Annotated in this window: 1 protein-coding gene; it reads left to right on the top strand. The window is 41.3% G+C overall.

Going from position 1 to position 356, the window contains the following annotated elements; translation table 11 throughout:
• Positions 1-356: glycosyltransferase (locus ACFIK0_RS09480; protein ID WP_375663923.1), on the top strand; the 356-nt coding region annotated here is incomplete at both ends.

The raw sequence follows: 356 nt of genomic DNA, 5'->3' as shown, positions 1-356 counted from the left end.
CAACTGAAACTTTAATTAAGTCAATTGCCTATCACAATACTGACCTAACCATTTGTATTTTGAATGACGCCCTCCCCCAAGAATGGTTTGCCAATTTAAGGCAACGGCTGCAATCCTTACGGATTGAAATCCGTGACATTAAAATTGATTCGCGGCAAATTGCCAATGAACAACTGTCCATTGGTAACATTACCAAGATGACCTATGCTCGGTTTATGATTCCGCAATGCATTCCAGAAGCACGAGTATTATATTTAGATAACGATACGATTGTCCAAACCGATCTAGATGACCTCTTTAATATTGATATGCAGGGGCATGCGATTGGGGTGGTCAAGGAAGCCTTATCCCCAGAC

Source organism: Bartonella sp. CL63NXGY (genome assembly GCF_042194905.1).
Lineage (GTDB): Bacteria > Pseudomonadota > Alphaproteobacteria > Rhizobiales > Rhizobiaceae > Bartonella.
This window is presented reverse-complemented; position numbering and strand designations above follow the sequence as displayed.